Source organism: Aureimonas frigidaquae, from assembly GCF_001463905.1.
GTDB lineage: Bacteria > Pseudomonadota > Alphaproteobacteria > Rhizobiales > Rhizobiaceae > Aureimonas > Aureimonas frigidaquae.
In genome coordinates, this window is sequence record NZ_BBWR01000006.1 from 1 (window position 1) to 23,664 (window position 23,664).

The 23,664-nt window shown below is 67.3% G+C and carries 22 protein-coding genes and 1 pseudogene; 22 read left to right on the forward strand and 1 reads right to left on the reverse strand.

From position 1 onward, the window contains the following. Nucleotides 1–52: 52 nt before the first annotated feature. The 22 genes and pseudogenes from AUL30_RS06470 (at nt 53) to pnp (ending at nt 22,881) form a co-directional block, all read left to right on the forward strand. Complete coding sequence (locus AUL30_RS06470; protein WP_062227066.1) at nt 53–544, forward strand: universal stress protein; 492 nt, start codon at nt 53–55, stop codon at nt 542–544. A gap of 73 nt (nt 545–617) precedes the next feature. Next, complete coding sequence (locus AUL30_RS06475) at nt 618–1,202, forward strand: NifU family protein (protein ID WP_062227067.1); 585 nt, start codon at nt 618–620, stop codon at nt 1,200–1,202. A gap of 35 nt (nt 1,203–1,237) precedes the next feature. Next, entirely contained in the window at nt 1,238–1,972 is a 735-nt protein-coding gene (tsaB, locus tag AUL30_RS06480; RefSeq protein WP_062227068.1) for a tRNA (adenosine(37)-N6)-threonylcarbamoyltransferase complex dimerization subunit type 1 TsaB, read from the forward strand. 51 nt (nt 1,973–2,023) lie between these two features. After that, entirely contained in the window at nt 2,024–2,551 is a 528-nt protein-coding gene (locus AUL30_RS06485) for a GNAT family N-acetyltransferase (protein ID WP_083507718.1), read from the forward strand. A gap of 7 nt (nt 2,552–2,558) precedes the next feature. Further along, the gene (locus tag AUL30_RS06490) at nt 2,559–3,347 is read left to right on the forward strand and encodes a lysophospholipid acyltransferase family protein (RefSeq protein WP_062227069.1); all 789 of its coding nucleotides are present in this window, start codon (nt 2,559–2,561) and stop codon (nt 3,345–3,347) included. A 139-nt stretch (nt 3,348–3,486) separates the two neighbouring features. Continuing rightward, nucleotides 3,487–4,911 (forward strand): tRNA (N6-isopentenyl adenosine(37)-C2)-methylthiotransferase MiaB, encoded by a 1,425-nt coding sequence (gene miaB / locus AUL30_RS06495; RefSeq protein WP_062227070.1) that lies wholly within the window; start codon nt 3,487–3,489, stop codon nt 4,909–4,911. After that, the gene (locus AUL30_RS06500; RefSeq protein ID WP_062227071.1) at nt 4,908–5,951 is read left to right on the forward strand and encodes a PhoH family protein; all 1,044 of its coding nucleotides are present in this window, start codon (nt 4,908–4,910) and stop codon (nt 5,949–5,951) included. Before miaB ends, AUL30_RS06500 begins: the two co-directional genes overlap by 4 nt. Then, complete coding sequence (gene ybeY / locus AUL30_RS06505) at nt 5,948–6,493, forward strand: rRNA maturation RNase YbeY (protein WP_083507719.1); 546 nt, start codon at nt 5,948–5,950, stop codon at nt 6,491–6,493. Before AUL30_RS06500 ends, ybeY begins: the two co-directional genes overlap by 4 nt. 27 nt (nt 6,494–6,520) lie before the next feature. Then, a complete protein-coding gene (locus tag AUL30_RS06510) occupies nt 6,521–7,552 on the forward strand; it encodes a CBS domain-containing protein (protein ID WP_083507720.1) in 1,032 nt (343 codons plus the stop codon). Then, a complete protein-coding gene (gene lnt, locus AUL30_RS06515) occupies nt 7,549–9,120 on the forward strand; it encodes an apolipoprotein N-acyltransferase (RefSeq protein ID WP_062227072.1) in 1,572 nt (523 codons plus the stop codon). The genes AUL30_RS06510 and lnt overlap by 4 nt, the downstream gene beginning before the upstream one ends. A gap of 127 nt (nt 9,121–9,247) precedes the next feature. Next, the gene (locus tag AUL30_RS06520; protein ID WP_192843026.1) at nt 9,248–9,718 is read left to right on the forward strand and encodes a helix-turn-helix domain-containing protein; all 471 of its coding nucleotides are present in this window, start codon (nt 9,248–9,250) and stop codon (nt 9,716–9,718) included. A 195-nt stretch (nt 9,719–9,913) separates the two neighbouring features. Next, nucleotides 9,914–11,131: a methionine adenosyltransferase gene (metK, locus tag AUL30_RS06525; protein WP_062227074.1), complete on the forward strand. Its 1,218-nt coding sequence runs from the start codon at nt 9,914–9,916 to the stop codon at nt 11,129–11,131. Further along, nucleotides 11,131–11,844, forward strand: a complete 714-nt coding sequence (gene trmB / locus AUL30_RS06530) for a tRNA (guanine(46)-N(7))-methyltransferase TrmB (protein ID WP_062227075.1) — start codon at nt 11,131–11,133, stop codon at nt 11,842–11,844. Before metK ends, trmB begins: the two co-directional genes overlap by 1 nt. A gap of 173 nt (nt 11,845–12,017) precedes the next feature. Further along, a complete protein-coding gene (gene rimP, locus AUL30_RS06535; RefSeq protein ID WP_083507738.1) occupies nt 12,018–12,695 on the forward strand; it encodes a ribosome maturation factor RimP in 678 nt (225 codons plus the stop codon). A gap of 142 nt (nt 12,696–12,837) precedes the next feature. Further along, nucleotides 12,838–14,424 carry a transcription termination factor NusA gene (gene nusA / locus AUL30_RS06540; protein WP_062227076.1) on the forward strand — a complete coding sequence of 529 codons (1,587 nt, stop codon included), beginning with the start codon at nt 12,838–12,840 and terminating at the stop codon, nt 14,422–14,424. Between the two features lie 68 nt (nt 14,425–14,492). Beyond that, a complete protein-coding gene (locus tag AUL30_RS06545; protein ID WP_062227077.1) occupies nt 14,493–15,233 on the forward strand; it encodes an RNA-binding protein in 741 nt (246 codons plus the stop codon). Beyond that, a pseudogene (locus tag AUL30_RS20230) lies at nt 15,234–15,401 on the forward strand (translation initiation factor IF-2 associated domain-containing protein); the annotation flags it as partial. Nucleotides 15,402–16,058: 657 nt separating this feature from the next. Next, nucleotides 16,059–18,392: a translation initiation factor IF-2 gene (gene infB / locus AUL30_RS06550; RefSeq protein WP_407638270.1), complete on the forward strand. Its 2,334-nt coding sequence runs from the start codon at nt 16,059–16,061 to the stop codon at nt 18,390–18,392. A 293-nt stretch (nt 18,393–18,685) separates the two neighbouring features. Next, complete coding sequence (gene rbfA / locus AUL30_RS06555) at nt 18,686–19,138, forward strand: 30S ribosome-binding factor RbfA (protein ID WP_062227079.1); 453 nt, start codon at nt 18,686–18,688, stop codon at nt 19,136–19,138. Next, nucleotides 19,138–20,118 (forward strand): tRNA pseudouridine(55) synthase TruB, encoded by a 981-nt coding sequence (gene truB / locus AUL30_RS06560; protein ID WP_062227080.1) that lies wholly within the window; start codon nt 19,138–19,140, stop codon nt 20,116–20,118. The genes rbfA and truB overlap by 1 nt, the downstream gene beginning before the upstream one ends. Before the next feature lie 166 nt (nt 20,119–20,284). Next, on the forward strand, nt 20,285–20,554 hold the full coding sequence (gene rpsO, locus AUL30_RS06565; protein ID WP_062227081.1) for a 30S ribosomal protein S15: 270 nt from the start codon (nt 20,285–20,287) through the stop codon (nt 20,552–20,554). Between the two features lie 191 nt (nt 20,555–20,745). Beyond that, on the forward strand, nt 20,746–22,881 hold the full coding sequence (pnp, locus tag AUL30_RS06570; RefSeq protein ID WP_062227082.1) for a polyribonucleotide nucleotidyltransferase: 2,136 nt from the start codon (nt 20,746–20,748) through the stop codon (nt 22,879–22,881). Nucleotides 22,882–22,960: 79 nt separating this feature from the next. Here pnp and tlpA read toward each other — a convergent pair whose 3' ends face one another. Next, nucleotides 22,961–23,638, reverse strand: coding sequence for a thiol:disulfide interchange protein TlpA (gene tlpA / locus AUL30_RS06575; RefSeq protein ID WP_062227083.1), 678 nt, complete (start codon nt 23,636–23,638; stop codon nt 22,961–22,963). Nucleotides 23,639–23,664 lie beyond the last annotated feature (26 nt).

Genomic DNA, 23,664 nt, shown 5'->3' on the forward strand with positions numbered 1-23,664 from the left:
GCGTAGCGCACCCCGCTTGCGGCGGGGTCGCCCGCCTGCCAGATTGCGCCACATGGTATCCAAACGCATCGGCCGCCACGAGGGCGGCAAACGCAAGTTCCTCGCCGTCATCGACGAGACTCCCGAATGCACGCGCGCCGCGTCCTACGCCGCGCGCCGCGCCAAGGCCAGTGGCGGCGGGGCGGTCTTCCTCTACGTCATCGAGCCGGACGAGTTCCAGCACTGGATCGGCGTGGAAAAGATCATGCGGGCGGAGGCGACGGCGGAGGCGGAATCGCGCCTGTCGCGCATTGCCGAGGATCTGCGCGCCACGGTCGGGCTCGAACCCGAACTCGTGGTGCGCGAAGGCAAGACGGAAGAGGAAATCCACAAGCTCATCGAAGCCGATCGTGAGATCGCCATCCTGGTCCTGGCCACGGGCGACAGCAGCGACGGGCCGGGGCCACTCGTCTCGGCCGTCTCGGGCCGGGCGGGGGGATACGCCATTCCCGTCACGATCGTGCCGGGAAGCCTGACGGACGAGGATATCGAGAGCCTGAGCTGAGCGGCCGGCCGGGTTGCGTGGCGAGGGCGCCGCGCCTACATGCAAGGCGATATTTGCGAAGGATCCACGTCCCATGTTCATCCAGACCGAAAGCACCCCCAACCCGCAGACGCTGAAGTTCCTGCCTGGGCGTGTCGTTTTGGACAGCGGCACCGCCGAATTCCTGGATAGCGAGGACGCGGCCGCGCGCTCGCCGCTCGCCGCGCGGCTGATGGCGGTCGATGGCGTCAGCGGCGTCTTCTTCGGCTACGACTTCATCACCGTGACGCGCGACGAGACGGCCTGGCAGCATCTCAAGCCCGCCGTCCTGGCCGGCATTATGGAACACTTCATGTCGGGCCAGCCCGTGATGGCCCCGGGCGCGGCCGGTGCGGCCGGCCAGCCATCCGATTCGGGCGAGGAGTTCTTCGAACCGGGCGACGAAAGCCTCGTCGCCACGATCAAGGAGCTTCTGGAAACACGCGTGCGCCCGGCCGTGGCACAGGATGGCGGTGACATCACCTTCCGCGGCTTCCGCGACGGGACCGTCTTCCTGAACATGCGCGGCGCCTGCGCCGGTTGCCCGTCCTCGACGGCGACGCTCAAGAACGGCATCGAGAACCTCCTGCGGCATTTCGTGCCGGAGGTCGAGGCGGTGGAAGCGGTCGAAGCCGCCTGACACGGACGGCGCGGGGGAGGGGAGCTGGAACCAGCGTGAACGACGACTTGCCCGGGGAGGGAGGATCCCCGAGGGGCCTATGCCTCCTGATCGATACGGCGGCCGCGCGTTCGGCCGCCGCCATCTACGATATGGATGCCATGGAACTCGTCTCCGTCCGAGACGAGATCGTCGGCAAGGGCCATTCCGAAATCCTGATGCGGCAGGTGGACGCGGCGCTGGCCGGCGCGGGGCTTGCCTATGCGGATCTGCGCCGGATCGCGGTGACGGTCGGCCCCGGCTCCTTCACGGGTGTTCGTGTGGGCGTTGCGGCGGCGCGCGGGCTGGCGCTGGCGCTCGATCTGCCACTCGTCGGCGTGAATGTCCTGGAAGCACTCGCCTTTCCCTGGCTGCGCCAGGGCGGGGCCGTGCTCGCCGTGCAGGATGCGCGGCGCGGCGAAGTCTTTCTGGCGCTCTACGATGCGCAAGGCCACGCGGTCGGCGCACCGCAGGCCTTGCCGCCGGAACAACTGGCCGATTCGCAGCTTCTGGCCGGTCACGACATCGTCCAGCTGGTGGGGACGGGGGCGGCCCTGGTCCGGCCCTTCCTGAACGGCCTCCACATTGCCGAGCAGGACCCGGAAGGCCTGCCGCAGCTCTCCGCCATCGGCGCGATCGCGGCGATGCGCGAGCCCGGCCCCCCCGTATCGCCGCTCTATCTGCGGGGGGCGGATGCCAAACCGCAGACGCCGGTGCCCGGCATCGTGCGGACGAGCCTTCCATCCGCCTGAAACTCGTCCTATTGCAAGGGGCACGTGCCGCGTTGGCCGGGAGTCGTGACGATGTACTGGTATCTCCCCTGGAACTGGTCGCTGGCCTTCCTGGAAGGGCTTTCCGGGCAGGGGCGGGGCTATGTGGCCACGCCGCTCGGTGACGAGGCGGATCTGCGCGCCGCCGCTTCCATCCACGCCGAATCCTTTGCCCATGCCTGGGACGAGGACGAGTTCACCTCGCTCCTGTCGCAGGCCGGCACCTTCGGCTTCGTCGCGCGGCGCCCCGGCCATCCGCTTCCCGACGGGCTGGTCCTGGCGCGCCTGACGGTGGACGAGGCGGAAATCCTGACCGTCGCCGTGAGCCGCCATGCCCGCAACCGCGGTATCGGCCGCCTCCTGATGGACCGGGTCCTCGAACATCTGCATGCCGAACGCGCGCTCGCACTGTTCCTCGAGGTGGACGAGACGAACCAGCCGGCTCTGGCGCTCTACCGCAAGCTGCGCTTCGAAGAGGTCGGCCGTCGGCCGGCCTATTACCCCGGGCCGGACGGACAGCGCACCAGCGCGCTGGTGTTGAAGCGCAGCCTGCGGGGCTGAACGGCGGATGATCTTCCGCCTGCGCCTGTGCCTTCTGGTGTCGGTCCTCGGCCTGATGACGCTGATTCTCATGCCGATGCAGCATGTGGCGATCCGGCGCAACTGGCCGGTGGCCCGCCGTCTGCCGCATCTGTGGCACCGCATCGCGGTGCGCCTGTGCGGCTTGCGGGTGCGGGTGCGGGGCGCGCCCGCATCCGGCCGGCCGCTGCTGATCGCCGCCAACCATCAGTCCTGGGCCGATATCATGGCCCTCGGCTCGGTCATGCCCTTGAGCTTCATCGCCAAGTCGGAGGTGGGCGAGTGGCCCGTCTTCGCCACACTGGCCAGGCTTCAGCGGACCGTCTTCGTGGCGCGGCGGGCGCGTTCGCAGACGGGGCAGCAGGCCGACACCATCGCGGCCCGCCTGGCCGATGGCGACGCGATGGTCCTCTTTGCCGAGGGGACGACATCGGACGGCAACCGCGTCCTGCCCTTCAAGACTGCCCTCTTCGGCGCGGCGCAGGCGGCCCTGGCGGCCAGCGGACAGGACACGGTCTTGATCCAGCCCGTGGCCGTGGCCTATACGCAGGCGCATGGCCTGCCGCTCGGTTTCCACGGACGGCCCCTCGCGGCCTGGCCGGGCGATGTCGCGCTGATGCCGCATCTTCTGCGCTTCGTGCGCGAAGGGGCGATCGATGTGGAGATCAGCTTCGGCCAGCCCATCGCCTTCACCGCAGCGTCCGACCGCAAGGCGGTGGCCCGTACCTGCGAGCGCGCGGTGCGGGCGATGCTCGAAGCGGCCTTGTACGGGCGTTGACGGCAGTGCCCCGCGCGCTCGACGGCGCGGTGGAGAAAGCCCCTGGCCGGCCGCTGCGCGCATGTGGGCGCTTGCGCCCCGGCCCGCGCCGTCCGATATTGCTTACAGAGGCCGCATCGCCGGCGTCCCGGAAGGATCAATGACAGATACAGTGAAAGACGTGACATCCGGGCGCAACAGCCGCAAGGTCTTCATCAAGACCTATGGCTGTCAGATGAACGTGTATGACAGCCAGCGCATGGGCGATGCCCTGGCGCAGGACGGCTTCGAGCCGACCGATCAGATGGACGAGGCCGACCTCGTCCTGATCAACACCTGCCATATCCGCGAAAAGGCCGCCGAGAAGATCTATTCCGAGCTCGGGCGCATTCGCGTGCTTAAATCCGAGCGCGAGGCGCGCGGCCAGACCATGCAGGTGGGCGTCACCGGCTGCGTGGCGCAGGCCGAGGGCGCCGAGATCATCGCCCGCGCACCGGTGGTGGACCTCGTCGTCGGGCCGCAGACCTATCACCGCCTGCCGGAAGCGCTGGCCCGCGTGAGCCGGGGCGACAAGGTCGTGGATACGGATTACGCGGTCGAAGACAAGTTCGATCACCTGCCCCGCCAGGATCGGCGGCAGATCGCTGCGCGCGGCGTGACGGCCTTCCTGACCGTCCAGGAAGGCTGCGACAAGTTCTGCACCTTCTGCGTCGTTCCCTATACGCGCGGCGCGGAAGTGTCGCGGCCGCGCGGCCCGATCCTGGAGGAAGCGCAGCGGCTGGCCGCGGCCGGTGTGCGCGAGCTGACGCTGCTCGGCCAGAACGTGAATGCCTGGAGCGGCGAGGACGCCGCCGGGCGGCCGATCGGCCTGGCCGGGCTCCTGGAGGCGCTGGCCTCGATACCGGGCATTGCGCGGCTGCGCTACACCACCTCTCACCCGCGTGACATGGACGACGCGCTGATCGCCGCGCACCGGGACCTGCCGGCGCTTATGCCCTATCTGCACCTGCCGGTGCAGTCGGGCTCCGATCGCATCCTCAAGGCCATGAACCGGCGGCACCGGGCAGAGGACTATCTCCGGCTGGTCGATCGGATCCGCGGCGCGCGGCCGGATCTGGCCCTGTCCGGAGACTTCATCGTCGGCTTCCCGGGCGAGTCCGAGGCCGACTTCGAGGATACGCTCGCGCTCGTCCGGCAGGTGGGCTATGCGCAGGCCTATTCCTTCAAATATTCGCCGCGCCCCGGAACGCCGGGCGCTGCGCTGGACGATCACGTGCCGGAGGACGTCAAGTCCGAGCGGCTCGAGCGGCTGCAGGCGCTTTTGCGGCAGCAGCAGCTCGCCTTCCAGACGAGCTTTGCCGGCCGTGATACGGATGTCCTGATCGAGAAGCCGGGGCGCCATGCCGGGCAGATGGTGGGGCGTTCGCCCTTCCTCCTGCCGGTCGTGGTGCCGGCGGCAGCCGGGCAGGTGGGCGATATCGTCCGGGTGCGGATCGCGCGCTCGCTGCCCAATTCCCTGATGGCGGAAGGCGCCGAAGCGCTGGATGCCCCGATGATCGAACCCCATTTGAGGAAGATCGCATGAAAACAGCGCGCGGCGTGTCACCCGCTTCCGGTGCATCGGACATGGCCCATATCGTGCTGACCTTCGACGACAACAGGCTGGCGGCGGCCCTGTTCGGAAAGTTCGACGAGAACGTCGCCCTGATCGAGCAGAAGCTCGGCGTTGATGCGCGGGCCCGTGGCAACCAGCTCGAACTGCGGGGGGATCCCACCGCATGCGAGCAGGCCCGCCGCGCCCTCGATCTTCTGTATGAGCGCCTGCAGTCCGGCAACGACATCCAGGTGTCCGACGTGGAGGGCGCCATCCGCATGGCGGTCGCCCAGGATGACCAGCTCGTTCTGCCGACCCTGGAAAAGAAGGGCCGCATGGCGCTGGCGCAGATCGGAACCCGCCGCAAGACCATCCATGCCCGCACGCCGACGCAGGATGCCTATATCCGCGCCATGGAGCGCGCCGAGCTCGTCTTCGGCGTCGGGCCGGCGGGCACCGGCAAGACCTACCTTGCCGTGGCCTATGCGGCGCAGCTTCTGGAGCGGGGGCAAGTCGAGCGGATCATCCTGTCGCGGCCGGCGGTGGAGGCCGGCGAGCGGCTCGGCTTCCTGCCCGGCGACATGAAGGAAAAGGTCGACCCCTATCTGCGCCCGCTCTACGATGCGCTCTATGACATGATGCCCGCCGAGAAAGTGGAGCGGGCTTTGGCCGCCGGCGCCATCGAGGTGGCGCCGCTGGCCTTCATGCGCGGGCGCACCCTGGCCAACGCCGCCGTCATCCTGGACGAGGCGCAGAACACCACGACCATGCAGATGAAGATGTTCCTGACCCGCCTGGGCGAGAATGCCCGCATGGTGGTGACGGGCGATCCGTCGCAGATCGACCTGCCGCCCGGCCAGAAGTCCGGCCTGGTGGAGGCGCTGCGCGTGCTGGACGGCGTGGGCGGCATCGTCACCGTGCGCTTCGAGGCCAAGGATGTCGTGCGGCACCGCCTCGTCCAGGCCATCGTCGAGGCCTATGAGGCCGATGTGAGCGCGCGCCTGACCGGCGCCGACGGCCAGGCTCAATGAGTGAGACGGCCTTTCCCGCGGCCTATCCGCCCGGGCTCGACATCCTCCTCACCGTCGAGGACGCGGAATGGCTTCGCCTCCTGCCCGACGCTGCCGACCAGATCGGCGCGGCCATCGGCGCGGCGGCGCGCGGTGCCGGACTGGACGCGGCCTATGCGGGCGAGCTCGGCGTGACGCTGAGTGGCGACGCGGCCGTTCGCGCGCTGAACGCTTCGTGGCGGGCCAAGGACAAACCGACCAACATCCTGTCCTTCCCGCTGGTCCAGATCGCACCGGGCGACAGCCCGCCGCCCATGCTGGGCGATCTCGTCCTGGCGCGGGAAACCCTGGAACGGGAAGCAATTGCCGACGGCAAGAGGCTGACGGACCACTTCCGTCATCTTCTCGTGCATGGGATGCTGCATCTTCTCGGGCACGATCACGAGGAGGCACTGGCAGCCGAAAGAATGGAACGGCTTGAGGTCGCTATTCTTTCAACCCTTGCAATTGCCGATCCATACGCCGATTCTGAAGCTCTTGCCGGCGCGGACCCGGCATCATGACATGTCGAACACACCATGGATAAGGGAATGACCAGGAACCCGAACGGCAGCGATACTGCCGGCGGCGCGCATGAGGCGGCATCGGATGCCGCCTATGGCGACAGTGCGAGCAACGAGGACCGAAGTCCGCGCCCCGACGAGCGCAGATCGTCGGAACCGGGCATCTTCGAGCAATTCTTTTCTCTGCTGAGGCCGAAAGTGCCCTTGCCGCTCCGCGAGAAGATCGTGGAAGCGCTGTCGGAGGCGGAGGAAAGCTCCGGCTTTACCGGCGAAGAGCAGGCCATGCTCAACAATATTCTGGGGCTGCACGAGGTGCGGGTCGAGGATGCGATGGTGCCCCGCTCCGAGATCGAGGCGGTGGAGATCGGCGCCACGCTGAACGACCTGCTGCTGCGCTTCCGTCAGAGCGGCCATTCGCGGCTCCCCGTCTATGGCGAAGGCCTGGACGATCCGCGCGGCATGGTCCACATCCGCGACGTCATCGACCATGTGACCGAGTGCGCGCTGGGTGAAAGTGCCGACCGGCTGGACCTGTCCGCCGTTCCGCTCGAGCGTCCGCTGTCGGAGCTGGGGCTGATCCGCAAGGTCCTGTTCGTTCCGCCCTCCATGCCGGCGCTCGAACTTTTGACGCGCATGAAATCGGCGCATATCCAGATTGCCCTCGTCATCGATGAATATGGCGGCACCGATGGCCTGGTTTCGATGGAAGATCTCCTGGAGATCGTCGTCGGCGACATCGAGGACGAGCATGACGACGAGGAACGCCTGATCGAGGCGGAAGACGGTGGCGGTTTCCTGGTGGATGCGCGCGCCGGCCTCTACGATGTGCGGGACCGGCTGGGGCCGGACTTCGACGTTGCGCCCTATGCCGACGAAGCCGACACGATCGGTGGGCTCGCCGTCCTGGAATATGGCGACATCCCGCCGGAAGGGGCGGTCATCGAGGTGATCGGCGGCTATCGGCTCGAAATTCTCGAGGCCGATTCGCGCCGTGTGCGCCGCCTGCGCATCCATCGGCAGGCCGAGCCGGAGCGGGGACCGCTCGCGGCCCAGGCTTGAGCCTGCGAAAGGCCGTTCATCGCTGGAATCCGGGCGCGGCCGTCGGTTGGCGACGCGCCCTGATCGCCGCGGCGAGCGGGTTTCTCCTGACATTCGGGCTTGCGCCCTACGATCTCGCCATCGTCGGCTTCCTGGCGTTTCCGGTCCTCGTTCTCATGCTGGACGGGATGGTCCGGCGCGGCGAGGGGGGGCGTGCAGCGTTCCGGACCGGCTGGTGCTTCGGCTTCGGCTATTTCGTCGGCGGGCTGTGGTGGCTCGGGGCGGCGATTCTCGTTGACGCCGCGACCTTCTGGTGGGCGCTGCCACTGGCCGTCTTCGGCCTGCCGGCGGTCCTGGCCGTGTATTATGGCGCGGCGTTCCTCCTGGCGCGGCGGGCCTGGTCGCAGGGTGCCGAACGCATCCTGATTCTGGCGCTGGCCTTTACCCTTGCCGAATGGCTGCGCGCCTGGCTCTTCACCGGCTTTACCTGGAACGCGCTCGGCATGCTGGCCGCGCCGACGCCCCTTCTGATGCAGTCGGCAGCGCTCTGGGGCCTGCACGGTCTGACATTCCTGGGCGTCGTGCTCTTCTGCGTGCCAGCTTTGTTCCTGACGGCGACGGACCGGCGCGTCCCGGTCCTGGCGCTGGCGGGGCTCCTGGCGGCGGTGCATCTGGGCTATGGCGCCGTCCGGCTTGCGACCGTGCCGCAGGCTGCGCCACCGGGCGCGGTGCGGATCAGCATCGTGCAGCCCGCCATCGACCAGAGCCAGAAGTGGGACCCGTCGGAAGCACGGCGTATCCTGGATCTCCTGTCCGACATGACGGCGCAGGGAGCGGTCGCCGGCGAGCGCCGGCTGGTCCTGTGGCCGGAATCCAGCTTTCCCTACCTGATCTCCGACGAATCGCCCGTCGTGGCGGCCGTCGCGCAGCGGCTCGGGCCAGACGACATGCTCCTGGCCGGCGCGGCGCGGATCGAGGAACGTGGGACCGGCGAGCCCGCCTATTTCAACGCGATCCTCGCCATCGGGCCGGACGGGCGGATCGAAGACCGGTTCGACAAGCTGCATCTCGTCCCCTTCGGCGAGTATCTGCCGTTCCAGGCGTGGCTCGAACGGCTGGGCATTACACAGCTCACGCAGATGCCGGGCGGTTTCAGTGCGGCGGATGCACGGCGCGCCGGTCAACCTGGTGGCCCGGGCGAAGACTGGCCCGTCTTCCTGCCGCTCATCTGCTACGAGGCGATCTTTCCGGACGAAATCGTCCGGACGCCGGATATGGACCTCATCGTCAACGTGACCAACGATGCCTGGTACGGCAACACACCCGGTCCGCACCAGCATCTGCGCCATGCCGCGCTGAGCGCCGTGGCGGTGGGCCTGCCGCTGGTGCGCGCCGCCAATACCGGCATCTCGACCGTCAACGATGCGGCGGGCCGGCCGGTGGCGGCCCTGCCCCTCGGGGCACGGGGAATCGTTGAGGCTCACCTGCCGCCGGCCACGGCGCCGACGCCCTTCGCGCGCTTCGGAAACTGGCCCCTGGCCATCATTCTCGGAGCCCTTGGGGCCGCCCTAATGTTCATTCGTCGATAATTGCCGAGCACGCCATTGACGGTTGTAGAAAATTGAGCGATAGAAATTCCTATAAAGAAAAGCATTTATATGTAGGATTGATATTGTAATGGTGAAACATTCCGGGACGGAAGAAGGGTCGGCGGGAATGAGTGTGCAGGCACAAGCAGCGTCTCTGACAGAGCAGCGCGTCAACAAGAAGAAGCCGGACGAGGCCGATATCATCGTCGGACGTCAGATCCAGGCCATCCGAATGCGTGCTAGGGTCAGCCGCGAATGGCTCGGTGACCGCCTTGGCATCACCTTCCAGCAGGTCCAGAAATACGAGAACGCGACCAACCGCATCACCGTCGGCCGTCTGTGCGACATCGCCCGCGTGCTCGAAGTTCCGCTGATGCGCTTCTTCGAGGGCGTGCCGGCCGTTGCACCCACGCCGGACGGAATGCAGGAAGGTGAGGGCGCCGGCTGGATCGGATCGGAAACCCTGTCGGCCGACGAAGCGCGTCTCCTGGACCGTTTCCGCGATGTGGGCGATCCGAATGTCCGGCGCATGCTCCTCGACCTCGCCGATACGCTGGCCAGTGCCGATCGCAAGCAGAAGCGCAACTTTCGCCAATAGCGCCTGAACGGCCATTCAATCGGCCGCGGGTGTTTTCTTCTTGACGCCAGACATTCTGGTCGCCAAACCCCCAACGGGCTCCGGTACTTCTAGCAAGAAGGCCGGAGCACGCTTCAAGTTTGGGGTCGGTTTCCAGTCGGCCGCTTCCAGCCAATCGGGGCTGGTCGGGAACGGCATCGGCAAGGTTTGGCATTCATGCAGCGCAGCGAGTATCTCTTCACCTCCGAAAGCGTGTCGGAAGGTCATCCGGACAAAATCTGCGACCGTATCTCGGACGAGATCGTTGATCTGTTCTTCCGCGAAGCCCGCAAGATGGACATGGACCCGGGCTCCGTCCGGGTCGCCTGTGAAACGCTCGCGACGACCAACCGGGTCATCATCGCAGGAGAGGTCCGCTGCTCCCTGGACGAGAAGCAGATCCGCTCCAAGGTCCGCTCGGCCGCCCGTCGCGCCATCCGCAACATCGGCTACGAGCAGGACGGCTTCCACTGGAAGAAGGTCAAGATCGACGTGCTCCTGCACGCCCAGTCGGCTGATATCGCGCAGGGTGTCGACGCCGGCAACAAGGCAAGCGAGGGCGCCGGCGACCAGGGAATCATGTTCGGCTATGCCTGCCGCGAGACGTCGGAGCTGATGCCGGCGCCAATCTACTATTCGCACAAGATTCTGGAGCGGCTGGCCCAGGCCCGCAAGGCGGGCGAGGGGGATGCCGGCAAGCTCGGTCCCGATGCCAAGACTCAGGTGACCGTGCGCTACCGCGACGGCAAGCCGAGTGAAATTTCCTCCATCGTCCTGTCCACGCAGCATTTCGACGAGTCGCTCACCTCCGAGGATGTCCGGCGGATCGTCGAGCCGCTGGTCCGCGAAGCGACGGCGGAGCTTCCGATCGCGGAGGATTGCGTGTGGCACGTCAATCCGACGGGCAAATTCGTGATCGGCGGCCCGGACGGCGACGCCGGCCTGACCGGCCGCAAGATCATCGTGGATACCTATGGCGGCGCCGCGCCGCATGGCGGCGGCGCCTTTTCCGGCAAGGATCCGACCAAGGTGGACCGCTCGGCCGCCTATGCCGCGCGCTACCTGGCCAAGAATGTCGTGGCGGCCAAGCTGGCCGAGCGCTGCACCATTCAGCTTTCCTATGCCATCGGCGTCGCCGAGCCCGTATCGATCTATGTCGATCTGCACGGCACCGGAAAGGTGGGCGAGGACGTCCTGGAAAAGGCGATCCGGCAGGTCATGTCGCTGACCCCGCGCGGCATTCGCGAGCATCTGCAGCTTGCCCGTCCGATCTACGCCCGCACCAGCGCCTACGGCCATTTCGGCCGCAAGGCCGGCCGTGACGGTTCCTTCTCCTGGGAGAAGACGGATCTGGCGCCGCGGCTCAAGGCTGCCGTCGCCGCCGTCACGGCGTAGTGTCGGACCATCCGAAGCGGTCGCGGGAGAACTTCTTCGGCCGCCACAAGGGCAAGACCTTAAGCGACTGGCAGGCGATGCTGTTGGCCGAACGGCTTCCGCAGCGCGCCCTGCCGTTGCAGGCGCCGCCGCCGGCGTCCCTGGCATCGCTGTTTCCCGTGCCGGTCGATCAGGTCCGGCTGGAGATCGGCTTCGGCGGCGGCGAGCACCTGCGCCACGAGGCGACACGCCACCCCGGCACCGGTTTCATCGGCGTCGAGCCCTTCGTCAACGGTATGGCCAAGATGCTGGCGGGGCTGGAACAGGCGCCGCTCGACAATCTCCTCCTCTACGGGGACGATGCGACGCGTGTCCTGGATTGGTTGCCCGATGCCAGCCTGGCGGGAATCGATCTCTTCTACCCCGATCCCTGGCCGAAGAAGCGGCACTTCAAGCGCCGCTTCGTGAATGTGCGCAACATGGATCGCTTCGCGCGCGTCCTGAAGCCCGGCGGCCTGTTCCGCTTCGCGTCGGACATCGATACCTATGTCAACTGGACGCTGGCGCATATCGACGCGCACCCCGCCTTCGCGTGGCCGGCGCGGCGGGCGGCCGACTGGCATACGCCCTATGACGCATGGCCGGGTACGCGTTACGAAGCCAAGGCCATGGCGGAAGGGCGGCGCCCTGCCTATCTGACATTCCGGCGCGTCGATGGCGCGGTCGGGTCCTGATCGGCCTCTGATCGGCCTGTGGCCTGCCGCCGATGGGCCCCAAGACGCGCCCCTTGGGCTTGAACTGAGCGCCGGGAACGCGTATACCGGCCTCAAATTCTCTGCGATGTGTTCGTGAGAGTGGGTCCTTCCGGTCCCGCTCTTTTTTGTTAATGAGCACAGGCTCGCAGTTCATGGCGCCAGGGCTTTCGGGCCAGCGCACGATCAGCCGCCGGGCAGGGTCCCGGCCGGCGCAGACGACCGGAGACTTCGTGAGCGAAGACACGCGCATCATCAGGGAAGAGGGTTTGGAGGCACGGGTGGCCGACATCGTCGAACCCGTGATCGGCCAGCTCGGATACAGGCTCGTGCGCGTGCGCTATTCGGGCATGAACGGCGCAACCCTGCAGATCATGGCCGAGCGCCCGGACGGCACCATGGCGGTCGAGGATTGCGAGGCCGTCAGCCGCGCCATCTCGCCCGTTCTCGATGTCGAGGATCCGCTGGACAAGGCCTATCATCTCGAAGTCTCGTCGCCGGGCATCGATCGGCCGCTGGTGCGGCGCTCCGATTTCGAAAGCTGGGCCGGCCATCTCATGAAGCTGGAAACCAGCCGGCTGATCGGCGCGCGCAAGCGCTTCCGGGGCCGTGTCGTCGAGGTGATGGCCGATGGCATCCGGATCGATCGCGACCAGCCGGCCTATGGCGAGGATGCGACGGTGGAGATCCCCTTCGATGCCATCGGCGAGGCCCGGCTGATCCTGACGGACGACCTCATCGAAGCGTCGTTGAAGGCCGATAAGATGGCCCGCAAGGGCCGTGCCGGCCCCGATGCGCAGGACGGCGCGGACGACGGAGATGCGGCCGCCTGAGGCGGCCCGATGCCCGTCCGGTGCGGACGGGGTTATTTTGAAAGACGACGGCCGGCGCGGCTATGCCCGCGCCTCGATGGCCGCGAGGATGCGGCGCGGTCGTGGGGCTGGAGGCTCCGTCCGCGAACAGGAGAAGACACACATGGCAGTCAGTGCGAACAGGCTCGAGCTTCTGCAGATCGCGGATGCCGTGGCGCGGGAAAAGTCGATCGATCGGGAGATCGTGATCGCGGCCATGGCCGACGCCATCCAGAAGGCGGCCCGTGCCCGCTACGGCCAGGAGACGAACATCCGGGTCGACATCAATTCGCGCACCGGCGAAATCAAGCTGCAGCGGCTCCTGGAGGTCGTCGAGGACGTCGAGGATCCGGCGACCCAGATCTATCTGGACCTGGCGCGCGACAAGAACCCGGACGCCGAGCCGGGCGACTTCATCGCCGAGCAGCTCCCCCCGATGGAATTCGGCCGCATCGCGGCGCAATCGGCCAAGCAGGTCATCGTCCAGAAGGTTCGTGAGGCCGAGCGCGACAAGCAGTTCGACGAATTCAAGGACCGCGTGGGCGAGATCGTCAACGGGACCGTGAAGCGCGTCGAATACGGCAATGTGATCGTGGATCTGGGCAAGGGCGAAGGCATCATCCGCCGCGACGAGCAGATCCCCCGGGAAATCTTCAACTATGGCGACCGCGTCCGGGCCTATGTCTACGACGTGCGGCGCGAGCAGCGCGGGCCGCAGATCTTCCTGTCGCGCACGCATCCGCAGTTCATGGCCAAGCTTTTCACCATGGAAGTGCCGGAAATCTACGACGGCATCATCGAGATCAAGTCCGTTGCCCGTGATCCGGGCTCGCGCGCCAAGATCGCCGTCGTCTCGCGCGATTCCTCGATCGACCCGGTCGGCGCCTGCGTCGGCATGCGCGGCTCGCGCGTGCAGGCCGTGGTGGGCGAGTTGCAGGGCGAAAAGATCGACATCATCCCCTGGTCGCCGGATGCCGCATCCTTCCTCGTCAATGCCCTGCAGCCGGCGGAAGTCGCCAAGGTGGTGCTCGATGAGGACGCCGAGCGCATTGAAGTCGTCGTTCCCGATGACCAATTGTCTCTGGCGATCGGCCGTCGCGGCCAGAATGTCCGCCTGGCGTCGCAGCTGACCGGCTGGGATATCGACATCCTGACCGAGCAGGAAGAATCCGAGCGCCGCCAGAAGGAATTCGTCGAACGCTCCGCCCTCTTCATGGAGGCGCTGAACGTGGACGAGATGGTCGGCCAGCTTTTGGCGTCCGAAGGGTTTTCCTCTGTCGAGGAAGTGGCGTATGTTGATCTGGACGAAGTCTCGTCGATCGAGGGCTTCGATGACGACACCGCCGGCGAGATCCAGAACCGCGCCCGCGAATATCTCGACCAGCGGGAGGCCGAGCTGGATGCGCGGCGCCGGGAGCTCGGCGTCTCGGACGAGCTGCGGGAGATCGAGGGCCTGACCACGCCGATGCTGGTGGCCCTCGGCGAAGACGACGTCAAGACGCTCGAGGATTTCGCGGGTTGCGCGGCGGACGACCTGGTCGGCTGGACCGAGCGCAAGGACGGCGAGACCAAGCGTTTCACCGGGGCGCTGTCGGCTTTCGAGGTCAGCCGCGTGGATGCCGAGGCCATGATCATGCAGGCTCGCATCAAGGCGGGCTGGGTGAGCGAAGAGGACCTGGCGGCTGACGAAAGCGAGGAGGCGGAAGCCTGACACGCCCGCCCGGAAGGGCGCGGACCGAATGCGCGGATGGTACGACCGGACAATAAGGGGCAGGTGAGATGACGGAGGCACAGTTGAACGATCGCATGTGCATCCTCTCGCGGGCCGAATTGCCGCCGGAGGAGCTGATCCGCTTCGTGACCGGGCCGGACGGTGCGGTGGTGGCCGATTTGCGCCGCCGCCTGCCGGGGCGCGGCGCGCATGTCGAAGCGCGGCGCACGGCGATCGAGGAGGCGGTTCGCAAGAACCTCTTCCGCCGCGCCTTCAAGCGCGACGTCATCGCCGGGCCGGACCTGCCGGCCCAGGTGGACGGGCAGATGGCCCGTTCGGTGCTCGGCGCGCTGGGCCTTGCCCGCAAGGCGGGCCAGCTCGTGACCGGCTCCGCCAAAGTGGAGGCGGCCTTGCGATCCGGCCGGGCGCTCGCCGCGCTGCACGCCAGCGATGGCGCCGCCGACGGCTTGCGCAAGCTGTCGGGCGCCGCGACGGCCGCTGCGCTCGGACGGGACGAATCCCGTGTGCCGATCTTCCGTTCGTTCACCTCGGACGAATTGGGTTTGGCACTGGGTGGGGTTCATGTGATACATGCTGCCGTTCTCGCCGGTGATGCGGGTGCAGCTTGCGTGAAGCGGCTGAGGGCGCTTGCGAAATTTCGGGGTGAAGACCCCAGCGGCTCGGACCTGCCGATGCGTGACCATGCATCGGGGGCTTGCGGGCCAGATGAACATGCAGGGCATTCCAGCAATCCTTGCGGCACGGACGATAGGCGTGGGACGACCCCCGCGCAGGAAGCGGAAGCGTAAATGAGCGACACGAAATCCGGCGACGACAAGACGCTGAGCGTCAACAGCAAGAAGACTCTGTCCATCAAGCCAGGCGGGGTCCAGCAGGCCACCGTGCGGCAGAATTTCTCGCATGGCCGTACGAAGAATGTCGTCGTCGAAACCAAGAAGCGCAAATTCTCTAAGCCGGAGGACGTGCGGCCGGGCGACGCCGCCGGCGCCGCGCGCAGCCTGACGCCGGCCCAGGCGCAAGCCCTGGCCAACGCCCAGGCGGAGCAGGATGCGCGTGACCGCGCCAGCGCCGAGGAAGCCCAGCGCCAGGCCGAGGTTCAGGCTGCTGCCCAGGCGCAAGCCCAGGAAGCCTTGCGCCGCGAAGAACAGCGCCTGAGCGACGAAAAGGCGCAGGCTGATGCGGCCCGTGCTGCCGAAGCCGCTGCGGCTGCCGCTGCCCCGGCACCCCAACCCGTAGAAGTAGCACCGGAGACTCCCGTCCTGACGCCTGCAGCACCCGCACCGGCCGTATCGGCCGCGCCGACGGCAACCGTCGCCCCGACGGCGACACCCGCACCTGCGGCGCCGCGTCCGGCCGCCCCGCAGAGCGCGGCACCGGCAGCGCCGGCCCGCGGCCCCGCGCCGCAGCAGCGCCATGGCCAGGGGGCCCCGCAGCACCGTCCGGGCGCTGCCGGCCCGGCCGGCCAGCGCAACAACACAGCCAATAACGGCCGTCCGGGTGCACCAGGGCGCAGCGGCCCCGGTGGCCGGGATGCTGGCCGTGGCAACAACGCCTCGGCCCCCGGCGCGCGCCAGCCGCGTGGCGCCGTCCTGTCGGACCTGTCCTCCAAGGAAATGGACGCCCGCAAGCGGGCGCTCGAACTGGCGCGCCAGCGTGAGGTCGAGGACCGTCGCCTGTTCCAGGAGCAGGAGGCGCGCCGCGTCGCCGAGGACGGGCGCCGCCGGGCCGAGATGGAAGAAAGCGAGCGCCGGCAGGCCGAAGAGGCCGCCCGTGTCGAGCTGGAAGCCGCAGCCCGCCGCAAGGCCGAGGAAGACGCCGCCCGCCGTGCCCAGGCGCGGCCCCAGAAGCGGACGGGCGCGGCCGTGGCCGAGCCGATCATTCCCGGCCCGCCGCCGGTCGACGACGGCCTGGGCCTGCGCCCGGCCGGCCGCAGCGACCTGTCACGCGGAAGCCGCCGCACGGCCGACGAGGAAGAGGCCGCCAACAAGGCCGGCGTGCGCCGTCGCGGCGCCACCGCCGAGCCCGCCAAGCCGGCCCGTGCGCGTGTCGGCGACGATCGCCGCCCCGGCCGCGTCAACCTGGATCGTGCCCTGTCGGACGAGGATTCGCGCGGCCGCTCCCTGTCGTCGATGCGCCGCCGGCAGGAGAAGTTCAAGCGCTCGCAGCAGGCGCAGACGCGAGAGAAGATTTCGAGAGAAGTGATTATTCCCGAGACGATCACCATCCAGGAACTCGCCAACCGCATGTCGGAGCGAGCCGTGGATGTCATCAAGTTCCTGATGCAGCAGGGTCAGATGCTCAAGCCGGGCGACGTCATCGACGCCGATCTGGCCGAGCTCATCGCCGGCGAATTCGGCCATACGGTGCGCCGCGTGGCGGAATCGGACGTCGAGCAGGGCTTCTTCAACGTCGCCGACAACCCGGAGAAGTTGCAGTCCCGCCCGCCCGTCGTCACGATCATGGGCCATGTCGATCACGGCAAGACCTCGCTGCTCGACGCCATCCGCAAGACGAGCGTCGTCTCGGGCGAGGCCGGTGGCATCACCCAGCATATCGGCGCCTACCAGGTCGATCATGCGGGCCAGAAGATCACCTTCATCGACACGCCGGGCCACGAGGCCTTCTCGGCCATGCGTGCCCGCGGCGCCCAGGCGACCGACATCGCGATCCTGGTCGTGGCGGCCGATGACAGTGTCATGCCGCAGACGATCGAGTCGATCAGCCATGCCAAGGCTGCCGGCGTGCCGATCATCGTGGCGATCAACAAGATCGACAAGCCGGGCGCCGATGCGCAGAAGGTCCGCACGGGCCTCCTGCAGCACGAGGTCTTCGTGGAATCGATGGGCGGCGAGGTTCTCGACGTCGAGGTTTCGGCCAAGGCCGGCACCAATCTGGACAAGCTGCTCGACGCGGTGCTCCTGCAGTCCGAAATCCTCGAACTGAAGGCCGATCCGGAGCGGACGGCCGAGGGCGTGGTCATCGAAGCTCAGCTCGACCGCGGGCGCGGTCCGGTCGCGACCGTGCTGGTCCAGGCCGGCACGCTCAAGACGGGCGACATCATCGTCGCCGGCAACGAGTGGGGCAAGGTCCGTGCGCTGGTGGACGATATGGGCCGCCAGCTCAAGGAAGCCGGCCCGTCCATGCCGGTCGAGGTCCTGGGCATGCAGGGCACGCCTGGTGCCGGCGATCGCTTCGCCGTCGTCCAGAGCGAGGCCAAGGCCCGCGAGATCGCCGAGTACCGCCAGCGCCTGGCGCGTGAGAAGGCCGTCGCCAAGTCGGCCGGGCAGCGCGGCTCGCTCGAGCAGATGATGAGCCAGCTCCAGTCCACGGGCCTCAAGGAGTTCCCGCTCCTGATCAAGGGCGACGTGCAGGGCTCGGTCGAGGCGATCGGCGTGTCCCTGGACAAGCTCGGCACCGACGAGGTTGCCGCCCGGATCGTCCATTCGGGCGCCGGCGCCATCACCGAGTCGGATGTGGCGCTGGCCGCCGCCTCCAACGCGGCGATCATCGGCTTCAACGTGCGTGCCAATGCGCAAGCCCGTCAGGCGGCCGAGCGCGAAGGCATCGAGATCCGCTACTACAACATCATCTACGACCTGGTGGATGACGTGAAGCAGGCCATGTCCGGCCTCCTGTCGCCGGAGCGTCGCGAGACCTTCCTCGGCAATGCGGAGATCCTCGAGGTCTTCCACATCACCAAGGTCGGCAAGGTCGCGGGTTGCCGCGTTACCGAAGGCAAGGTCGAGCGCGGCGCGGGTGTGCGCCTGATCCGCGACGGCGTCGTCATTCACGAGGGCAAGCTCTCCACGCTCAAGCGCTTCAAGGACGAAGTGTCCGAAGTGCCGGGCGGCCAGGAATGCGGCATGGCCTTCGAGCGCTACGACGATATCCGCCAGGGCGATACGATCGAGTGCTTCCGCGTCGAACACGTGGCACGCTCGCTCTGACCCGAGAGGCATGGGGCTGCCCGACAGGGCGGCCCCATGGCGTTTGCGCTCACTGCCGTTTGCGCCCGTATCGTGTGCGCCGAAGGCTGTTTGCATAAGTGCCGACGCCCCGTCCGAGCCGGGCCGACGGTGTCTTCCCGCGGTCGAACCGCACCCCTTCTCCCGCTTTGCGCCAGCCCTCTTGGAGGGCGCGCGACCGGGCTGACGATTTGAGTGTTCCGCGCGGCCGATCGCTCCCTCGAAGGGGCGGCGTTGCCGCACATGTGTATGACTTGCAGGCTGAAAAGTAAGAGATGGTCCGCACCCCCAATCCCTCCAAGGCGCCTTCGCAGCGCCAGCTCAGCGTCGGCGAGAAGGTCCGCCACGCGCTCACGGAAATCCTTCAGCGCGGCGAAATCCAGGATCCCATCCTGGAGCGCGCCGTCATTTCCGTGACCGAGGTCCGGATGACTCCGGACCTGAAGCTGGGAACCGCCTATGTCACGGTGCTCGGGCAGGGCGACGTCGACCCCTTCGTCGAGGCGCTGAACCGCAACCGGAAGTTCCTGCGCGGGCGGCTCTCGCCGGCGCTGCGGCAGATGAAGTACATGCCGGAAATCCGCTTCCGGGGCGATGAAAGCTTCGACAATTACGCCCGGATCGATGCGTTGCTGCGCTCGCCCGAAGTGGCGCGGGACCTTGCGCCCGAGGATGACGAGGCGGATGGCGAGGGCCCCGCGGACGGCACGAGCGGGGAGACCCGCTGATGGCGCGCCGTGGCAAGCCGAAGGGCCGCCCCATCTCGGGCTGGCTGATCCTCGACAAGCCGAAGGGCATGGGGTCGACGGACGCCGTCGCCCGCGTCAAGCGGCTCTATTTCGCGCAGAAGGCCGGCCATGCCGGTACGCTGGATCCTCTGGCATCCGGCATGCTGCCCATCGCGCTCGGCGATGCGACCAAGACCGTTCCCTATGTGATGGACGGTGAGAAGATTTACCGCTTCACCATCCGCTGGGGTGCGGAAACCACGACCGACGATACCGAAGGCCCGGTGACGCGCAGTTCGGACCTGGTGCCGAGCGCCGCGGCGCTGGCCGAAGTGATGACGCGCTACCGGGGCGAGATCAGCCAGGTGCCGCCGCAATATTCGGCCATCAAGATCGATGGCGAGCGCGCCTACGACCTGGCACGCGGGGGCGAGGCGGTGGACATCGCGGCGCGCAGTGTGACGGTCCACCGGCTCGACATCGTGGCGACGCCCGACGAGCGCACCACCGTCTTCGAGGCGACCTGCGGCAAGGGCACCTATGTGCGCTCGCTCGCGCGCGACATGGGGCGTGATCTCGGCTGCTTCGGCCACATCATCGAACTGCGCCGCCTGTCGGTCGGCTCCTTCCCGGAAGAGGACATGATCACGTTCGAGGAGCTCGAAGCGGCTGCCGACGAAGGGCGCGAAGAGGTGGATCCGGACGCGACCGAGGCCGGCGCCCGCCCCCGGGTGGTCCGTTTCGACGCACTCGACGACTATCTCCTCGATGCCGCCGCGGCGCTGGGAGACCTGTACGAGGTCAATTTGAGCGACGACCAGTCCGCGCGGGTCCTGTCCGGCAATCCGGTCCTTCTGCGGGGGCGCGACGCGCCGGCCTTCTGCGAGGAAGCCTTCGCGATCGGGCAGGGCCGGCTCCTCGCCATCGGCTCGATCGAGCAGGGATCCTTCCATCCACGGCGCGTCTTCGGCGGGCGCTGAGCCTTGGCACGCCGGGCGCCACCCGCTCCGGGCTGGCGTTCCGGCGCAAAATGCAATATATGCGGCGCGCGGTCCGCTATTGACGGCCGGCCGCATATTCCCGACCCGCGCTGGACGACATCCCGGCACCGGGTGACCCATCTCTCCGAAATCGAAAGGAAAGACGATGTCGATTACGCCTGAGCGCAAGTCCGAGCTCCTGAAGGAATACGCGACCAAGGAAGGCGATACTGGTTCGCCGGAAGTGCAGGTTGCCCTGCTTTCCGAGCGCATCGCCAACCTGACCGAGCACTTCAAGGGCCACAAGAAGGACAACCACTCGCGGCGCGGCCTTCTCAAGATGGTCTCGCAGCGTCGTCGCCTTCTCGACTACCTGAAGAGCCGCGAAGAAGAGCGCTACCAGGCGCTGATCTCGCGCCTCGGCCTGCGTCGCTGACGAATGGGAGCGGCGGGTTCCCGGGTGGAACCCGCCCTTCTTGCATCTGCCCCTGAACGCCATGGGGCAGGATTGCCGGATGCTTCCGCCGCGCCGAAGCCTCCCGCCGTCTTGCCCATGCGCGTTTATACCGAACAACCCGCCATGCGCCCCAGCCGGGGCGCGGCGCGCCAGCAAGAGATGATGTGACGATGTTCAATACCCACAAGGTGGAAATCGAATGGGGCGGCCGCCCCCTGACGCTCGAGACGGGCAAGGTCGCCCGCCAGGCGGACGGCGCCGTGATGGCGACCTACGGCGAAACCGTCGTGCTCGCCACCGTCGTATCGGCCAAGGCCCCGAAGGTCGGCGTGGACTTCTTCCCGCTGACCGTCAACTACCAGGAAAAGACCTTCGCGGCCGGCCGCATCCCGGGCGGCTATTTCAAGCGCGAGGGACGCCCGTCCGAAAAGGAGACGCTCGTCTCCCGCCTGATCGACCGGCCGATCCGTCCGCTCTTCGCGGACGGCTACAAGAACGACACGCAGGTCGTCGTGACCGTGCTGCAGCATGACCTCGAGAACGATCCGGACATTCTGGCGATGATCGCCACCTCGGCGGCGCTGACCCTGTCGGGCGTGCCCTTCATGGGCCCGATCGGCGCGGCGCGCGTCGGCTATATCGGCGGCGACTTCAAGCTGAACCCGCATGTCGACGAGATGGTGGAATCGACCCTCGACCTCGTCGTCGCGGGAACGGGCGATGCCGTCCTGATGGTTGAGTCCGAGGCCCAGGAACTCGACGAAGACACGATGCTCGGCGCCGTCATGTTCGGCCACCGTGCCTTCCAGCCGGTGATTGACGCGATCATCCGCCTGGCCGAGCATGCCGCCAAGGAACCGCGCGACCACGCCCCGGCCGATCATTCCGCCCTCGAGGGCGAGATGCTGAAGCTGGTCGAGGCCGAGCTGCGCGACGCCTACAAGATCACCGACAAGCAGGCCCGCTACAAGGCGGTCGACGCTGCCAAGGACAAGGTGCTCAAGCACTTCCTGCCGGAAGGCGCGGAGCCCGCGCACACCAAGGAAGAGATCGGCGGCGTCTTCAAGGAGCTGCAGGCCAAGATCGTCCGCTGGAACATCCTGGACACCAAGTCCCGCATCGATGGACGCGATCTGTCGACGGTGCGCCCGATCGTGGCCGAGGCCGGCATCCTGCCCCGCACGCACGGTTCCGCCCTGTTCACGCGCGGTGAGACGCAGGCCCTGGTCGTGGCGACGCTCGGCACCGGCGAAGATGAGCAGTTCATCGACTCCCTGACCGGCACCTATAAGGAAACCTTCCTTCTTCACTACAACTTCCCGCCCTATTCCGTGGGCGAGACCGGCCGCATGGGTTCGCCCGGGCGCCGCGAAATCGGCCATGGCAAGCTCGCCTGGCGCGCGGTCCATCCGATGCTGCCCGAGAAGGAAGCCTTCCCCTACACGCTGCGCGTCGTCTCCGAAGTGACCGAGTCCAACGGTTCGTCCTCGATGGCCACGGTGTGCGGCACGTCGCTCGCGCTGATGGATGCGGGCGTGCCGCTGGCGCGTCCGGTGGCGGGCATCGCCATGGGCCTGATCAAGGAAGGCGATCGCTTCGCCGTCCTGTCCGACATTCTCGGCGACGAGGATCACCTGGGCGACATGGACTTCAAGGTGGCCGGCACGGACACGGGCATCACCTCGCTGCAGATGGATATCAAGATCCAGGGCATCACCGAGGAGATCATGAAGATCGCCCTCGAACAGGCCCGCGGCGGCCGCATCCACATCCTCGACGAGATGTCGAAGGCGATCTCGCAGAGCCGTTCCGAGCTCGGCGAATTCGCGCCGCGCATCGAGGTGATGAACATCCCCACCGACAAGATCCGCGACGTGATCGGCTCCGGCGGCAAGGTGATCCGCGAGATCGTCGAGAAGACCGGCGCCAAGATCAACATCGAAGATGACGGCACGGTGAAGATCGCCTCCGCCTCCGGCAAGGAGATCGAGGCTGCCCGCAAGTGGATCCACTCCATCGTCGCTGAGCCGGAAGTGGGTGAAGTCTACGAGGGTACGGTCGTCAAGACGGTCGAGTTCGGCGCCTTCGTGAACTTCTTCGGTTCGCGCGATGGCCTCGTCCATATCAGCCAGCTGGCCGGCGACCGTGTCGCCAAGACCACCGATGTCGTCAAGGAAGGCGACAAGGTGTGGGTCAAGCTGATGGGCTTCGACGAGCGCGGCAAGGTCCGCCTGTCCATGAAGGTCGTCGACCAGGCGACCGGCCAGGAAGTCAAGAAGGACGGCTCTTCCGAAGACGCCGCCTGATCGACGCGTCCTGGCGCAACGCTTCAGACATGGAAATGGCCGGGGAGACCCGGCCATTTTTCGTTGGGGCCGCTGCGCGTCAGCCGGTTGGCTGCATGAAGGCGTCGATGAGCCGGCGCGCATCGGCGCTCGCCCATTCGGCCGGGCCGTTCATGACGGCGCGCGCGCAACCCTGCCTATCGACCAGCATGGTCACCGGCATGCCGAAGGCGATGCCGCTTCCTTTCAGATCGTTGAAGAGCTTCAGCGTTTCGTCCTGGTAATGGGGCAGGTGGGTCAGCCCCACCTCGTCATAGAAGGCGCGGGGCTTGTCGAAATCGTTCAGGTCGAGGCTGATCGGCACGACGGCGAAATCATCGCCCCCCGCCTCGGCCTGGAGGCGGTCGAGTTCGGGCATTTCCACCCGGCAGGGGACGCACCATGTCGCCCACAGATTGACGAGAAGCGTCTTGCCGGACAGGTCGGCGAAACGCATGGGCTGGCCGTCGCCGGTCTTGAAGGCGAGCTGCGACAGGTCGAAGGGCGTGTCCATGGCGACCATGGCGGCGACCTCACCGGTCGCGGCCGCGTCGATGCGCGCTTTCAGGGCGTCGTTCGACGGGCATTGGCCAGCAACTTCGTTGCCAGATCGGCTCTCCATCACGTATACGCCAAGGGCACCCGCCGCAATTCCCCCCACCAGCGCCAGGGTCACGAAGCGAAGCGCCGATGATCTGCCGGAGGGCCTGGTCTCGTCGGGTCGTTGCGGTGTCTGCATGATGATCGAACCTTCAGGGCATGGGG